5 protein-coding genes and 1 pseudogene are annotated in these 5,203 nt (G+C 48.0%); all 6 read left to right on the top strand.

Annotation, left to right across the window (positions count from 1 at the left end):
- Positions 1 to 189, top strand: a pseudogene (locus Q7V06_RS07600) (hypothetical protein); the annotation flags it as partial.
- A 39-nt stretch (positions 190 to 228) separates the two neighbouring features.
- Entirely contained in the window at positions 229 to 657 is a 429-nt protein-coding gene (locus Q7V06_RS07595; RefSeq protein WP_304840210.1) for a universal stress protein, read from the top strand.
- Positions 658 to 662: 5 nt separating this feature from the next.
- A complete protein-coding gene (locus tag Q7V06_RS07590) occupies positions 663 to 1,511 on the top strand; it encodes a CBS domain-containing protein (RefSeq protein WP_304840208.1) in 849 nt (282 codons plus the stop codon).
- 77 nt (positions 1,512 to 1,588) lie between these two features.
- Entirely contained in the window at positions 1,589 to 2,230 is a 642-nt protein-coding gene (gene psmB / locus Q7V06_RS07585) for an archaeal proteasome endopeptidase complex subunit beta (protein ID WP_304840206.1), read from the top strand.
- Positions 2,231 to 2,258: 28 nt separating this feature from the next.
- Positions 2,259 to 4,151: a beta-CASP ribonuclease aCPSF1 gene (locus tag Q7V06_RS07580; protein WP_304840204.1), complete on the top strand. Its 1,893-nt coding sequence runs from the start codon at positions 2,259 to 2,261 to the stop codon at positions 4,149 to 4,151.
- Positions 4,152 to 4,196: 45 nt separating this feature from the next.
- A partial coding sequence (locus Q7V06_RS07575; RefSeq protein ID WP_304840202.1) for an MFS transporter occupies positions 4,197 to 5,203 on the top strand: 1,007 nt, incomplete at its 3' end.

Below are 5,203 nucleotides of genomic sequence, written 5' to 3'. Positions count from 1 at the left end.
ACTCTGCTTACAATGGGAGTTGCGGGATCTGATCTCACCGGCAGCCCCTACTGGATTGAAGAAGGGAGCCCTGCATCTATCATTGAGATAGATACAATGCGCTCCAACCTGAGATACTCACATGATCTGCACAGAACTCTTGTTTCACGTATCGGATCAGACCTTCTGGATAGGATTCTTTTTAATTGATCACTACCTAATAACTAAGAACTGATTTTGGTGGTTTCTATGTTTCACACGCTTCTGGTCGCTATAGACGGCTCTGAAATTGGCATGAAAGCGCTTGAGCGGGCGATTGAGATGGCCCGTGGATGGAAGGCGGATTTACATGCAGTATATGTCATCGAAACCGGTCTGATATCGTCAGTACCAATGGATAACACATGGGAGGTCATCCATAGCCTTCTGGAACAGGAAGGGACAACATTTCTCGAAAAAGCAGAAGCAAAAGCTTCTGAGGCGGGAGTCGCATTAAAGACACATCTTCTTCAGGGTCATGCAGGCAATGAGATCTTAAACCTCGCCGATTCAGAAAAGATTGATCTTATTATCGTTGGGTCCCGTGGAAAATCCGATATCGACCGTATCTTAATTGGTAGTGTCTCAGGGCATGTTGTAAAGTACAGCACTGTTTCAACCATGGTGGTGAGGGTATAAGCATTATGCTCGTCCGTGACTACATGATGAAAAATGTGGTCACCGCAGATACTCCGGCAAATCGAGATGAGATCCTCAAGATCCTAAAACGTACCGGAATCAGTGGTGTGCCGGTAATGAAAGACGGGAAACTGATCGGGATTATCACACGAAAAGATCTCCTGAGAAACCCGCTTGAGTCACAGATTGCACTCCTGATGACGCATAATCCTATCACTATCGGACCCGATGCAACCCTCCGGGAAGCGGCTCAGATTATGATCGAAAATAGTATCCGACGTCTCCCCGTTGTCGAAAACGACAAACTTATCGGCCTCATCAGTGTTGCTGATCTCGTCGGTGCTGTAGCCCAACTCAAAATTAAAGAAGAGATTAAAGATAAATATATCTCAAAGTGTTTTGCTCTCTGGAACGAAACCCCTCTTACCATCGTTGGGCGCATTATGGAGATTGCAAAAGTTGATGCAATCCCTTTACTTGACTCTGAGAACCGGCTTGATGGGATAATATCTGAAAGAGACCTGATTCGCTGTTCTTGTATCGAGGATGATGTCGAGGTCAGCGACTTCTCAAACGGCACTGATGATGACGAGTGGACCTGGGAGAGCATCAGGGATATGCATATGATCTCCTATGGAATCTCACGCATTCAGCTCCCCACAAAACCGGTCAAACTCGCGATGGTGAAGAAAGTTATCGCTGTTCCGACAAATGCCGGAGTGAGCGAATGTGCATTGAAGATGAAACGAGGCAGAGTAGACCAGCTTCCAATCATTAATGGTGATAAGCGTCTTGTCGCGATGCTTTATGACCGGGAATTGATAAAAGCACTCCTCGACTATAATCCACAATAAGAATATTTATCTAAAGTAGTCGCTAACTATGGTATAACGCGTACCATTTTGGCGTTCTGATTTTTGGGGGCATAGAGATGATGCAACAGCCACAGGAAATTATGAAGGGTACAACAACCATCGGAATCGTATTCTCAGATGGTGTCGTCCTTGCGACAGAGAAACGGGCGACTATGGGCTACATGATCGCCAGTAAACAGGCAAAGAAGATCTATCAGATTACCGATACTATCGGTCTGACGACAGCTGGCGGTGTGGGCGATGCCCAACAGCTCGCACGGTTGATGAGCGTTGAGGCAAACCTCTACCAGATCCGAAGGAGATATAATATCTCAGTCGGTGCAACAGCGACACTCCTCTCGAATTATCTGAACCAGAACCGGTACTTCCCGTATTATGTTCAGCTCCTCGTCGGAGGTGTTGATGAGACCGGACCTTCAGTTTACTCTGTTGATGCGATGGGAGGTGCAACCCGTGAAGACGATTTTGTTGCAACCGGATCGGGATCCCCAATGGCATTTGGTGTCCTTGAAGACCGTTTCAAATCAGGTCTTTCCGAGTCTGAAGCAATAGAGTTGGCTGTTCGCGCATTAAAGTCCGCAATGAGACGAGATGCGGGTTCAGGAGAGGGATTTCAACTGGCTGTCATTACAAAAGAGAGATTCGAGGTGCTTGATGATATGACCCTCGAAAAGATAGCCAAAACCCTCCACGCCTAATTTTCAATAACTTTTTTAGGAAGATTCCATGTTAATTGAGGACAGACTCAAAGAGCTTAAAGAGCTTATTAACCGTAAAGTACCGTCCGGTATTACGGTATCCGATGTCGAATTTGAAGGACCTGAACTGGTAATCTATACCGATGATCCGAAGAAGTTTGCCGATGAGGCGGATCTGATCCGGGTGCTGGCACGTGATCTCAGAAAGAGGATCGTCATTCGCCCAAATATTCTTGAGGACCCGGAACGAGCCCATGACGAGATCAAACGTATTGTCCCGGAAAATGCAGGAATAACCGATATCTTCTTCGACCCTGATACCGGTGAGGTTTTAATCGAAGCGGAGAAGCCGGGCGTTGTCATAGGAAAGAATGGGGCAACACTCAGGGATATCACAAAAAGCATCGGATGGACACCAAAAGTCGTCCGTACACCCCCAATAGAGAGTTCAACGGTTAAACAGATCCGACAGTACCTTCGTGCCAGCCGTGACGAGAGGAAAGAGTTCCTCCGTGTTAGCGGCAGACGTATCCATCGTGATATTAATGCAAAAGATCAATGGCTCAGAGTAACCACACTCGGCTGCTGCCGTGAGGTCGGCAGGGCTGCATTCCTCCTCTCCACACCCGAGAGCAGAATCCTCATCGATTGTGGTGAGAAACCGGGTGCAACAAATGGCGCAACACCGTTCCTTGGAGTTCCTGAGATCCAGCCATTGACAAACCTTGATGCTGTCGTCCTCACCCATGCTCACCTGGACCACTGTGCCCTGATCCCTCTCCTCTTCAGGTACGGGTTCTCAGGCCCAGTCTATTCGACACCTCCCACAAGGGATCTTTCCTCAATGCTTCAGCTTGATTACCTTGAAGTGATCCGAAAGGAGGATCGTCCCGCTCCTTACTCCTCAAATGAGGTTAAGCAGTATGTCAAACATTCGATCTGTTTAAACTATGGATCTGTCACTGATATTGCCCCTGATATCAAACTGACATTCCATAATGCAGGCCACATCCTCGGATCAGCCATCGCTCACTTCCATGTTGGAGATGGACTTTATAATATCGCCTTTACCGGTGACTTCAACTATGGAAAAAGCCGACTCTTCAATCCGGCAGTTGCGAGTTTTCCTCGTCTTGAAGCGATCTTCATGGAGAGCACCTATGGTGCAACCCAGGATATAACCCCCGGCAGGCGTGATGCTGAGGTGAAACTCTATGACGTGATCAAACGGACGGTCGAACGTGGGGGAAAAGTCATTATCCCTGCATTTGCCGTTGGGCGGTCACAGGAAGTTATGCTTGCGCTTGAAGAAGGTATCAGAAAGGGCGAACTTCCGGCGATCAAGATCTACCTTGACGGTATGATCAAAGAGGCGACCGCCATTCATACAACCTACCCTGAATACCTCAACTCGGATCTGAGAAACCAGATCTTCAGAGAAGGGTTAAACCCATTCCTCTCAGAGTGTTTTGTCCAGGTTGACTCATCTGACCGGCGTGAAGCAGTCATCAACGGCGATCCTTCAGTCATCATAACAACATCAGGAATGATGAACGGAGGACCGGTAATTGAGTATCTCCACAATCTCGCTGCAGATGAGCGGAACACCCTCGTCTTCGTCGGGTATCAGGCCGATGGAACACTTGGGCGGCGTATTCAGAAAGGCTGGCGTGAGATCCCTGTTGGTTCAAAAGGCAGCATTACTGTAAACCTTGAAGTAACAACGGTTGAAGGTTTCTCCGGCCACTCAGATCGTCGACAGTTGATGAGTTATGTCGGTCACATGCAGCCAAAACCGGAGAAGATCTTCTGTATTCATGGCGAAGAGAGCAAAACCCTCGATCTCGCAAGTTCCATATACAAGAAGTACCATATACAGACTCATTCACCAATGAACCTGGAGACCTATCGGATGGTATAATACAAAAACTTTGATCTGATCAGGGGGTCTTCTGACAGTGATATCATGAGAAACCGCATCCCCCCAATCCTCGGTATCTTTGCTGTAATGGCACTATCAAATGCAGTGGTGCCGGTACTGCCTGCCCTTGGAGAGGGATCAACCCTTCAGGGGATCATCTTCTCATCATACTTTTTTGGTGCACTCATCACCGTATTTCCAGCCGGTCTTGCAAGTGATCGGATCGGATCTCGTCTCTTAATTCAGATCGGTCTTGCGATGACGGTCATTTCAGGCATCATTCTCATCACCGTAGGGTCTCCGCTTCTTATCATCCTCGCCAGGATCTTTGAGGGGATTGGTGCTGGTCTTCTCATCGCATCAGCAATGTCTCTTTTAAATTCCGATCCGGATCATACACGATTATCAGGTTTTTTTATGGGCTCATTAAACGCCGGGCTCCTTGCAGGACTTGTGGGGACAGGCTGGATTGTATCTATTGTACATGAACCGAGATCCGGCCTTCTTGCCTTTACAGCCATCTCAACAGTGGCATTTCTCCTCTCACTGACGATGACAAAAGGGATTGGACAGAAGATACAACCCCCATCTGAGATCCCCCGGTACCTGAATCAATACAAATGGCTCTGGTATTCAGCAATTATCATCGTCGGTACGACCGGGGCTGCAACTGCCCTCTACCCTGAGTTTGGAGGCCATGACCCGTTCTCTACCGGCATCTATATTGCGAGTATGAATCTGGCGACGATGATCTCGGTGATGATCGTCTCACATATCCGACTCGACCCGGTAACAACCATCAGAATTGCCGCTGTGGGGATAGCCGGTTCAGTCATCATCTGCCTTGAGACACCATGGGGTTTTCCTCTCATGGGGGCATTTGCAGGTGTGGTGATAATCGCCCAGATGGCATTCCTTGCAGAGACGGGTGCCCCTCAGGGGGCAATGATGGGGATCTATAACACAGCAACATATGGAGGATTAGCTCTCCTCCCATTCATTACCGGATTTATTGGTTATGTCAGTATCATCCTGTTAAATAAGCAAGACCT

The sequence above is a fragment of the Methanocalculus sp. genome (genome assembly GCF_030651615.1).
In the GTDB taxonomy this organism is placed as follows: domain Archaea; phylum Halobacteriota; class Methanomicrobia; order Methanomicrobiales; family Methanocorpusculaceae; genus Methanocalculus.
The sequence above is the reverse complement of the archived record's forward strand: the minus strand, read 5'-3'. Positions and strand labels throughout refer to the sequence as shown.

Coding starts and splice junctions, on each gene's coding strand:
- Q7V06_RS07595 (WP_304840210.1), top strand. CDS start 229: ATGTTTCACACGCTTCTGGTCGCTATAGACGGCTCTGAAATTGGCATG.
- Q7V06_RS07590 (WP_304840208.1), top strand. CDS start 663: ATGCTCGTCCGTGACTACATGATGAAAAATGTGGTCACCGCAGATACT.
- psmB (WP_304840206.1), top strand. CDS start 1,589: ATGATGCAACAGCCACAGGAAATTATGAAGGGTACAACAACCATCGGA.
- Q7V06_RS07580 (WP_304840204.1), top strand. CDS start 2,259: ATGTTAATTGAGGACAGACTCAAAGAGCTTAAAGAGCTTATTAACCGT.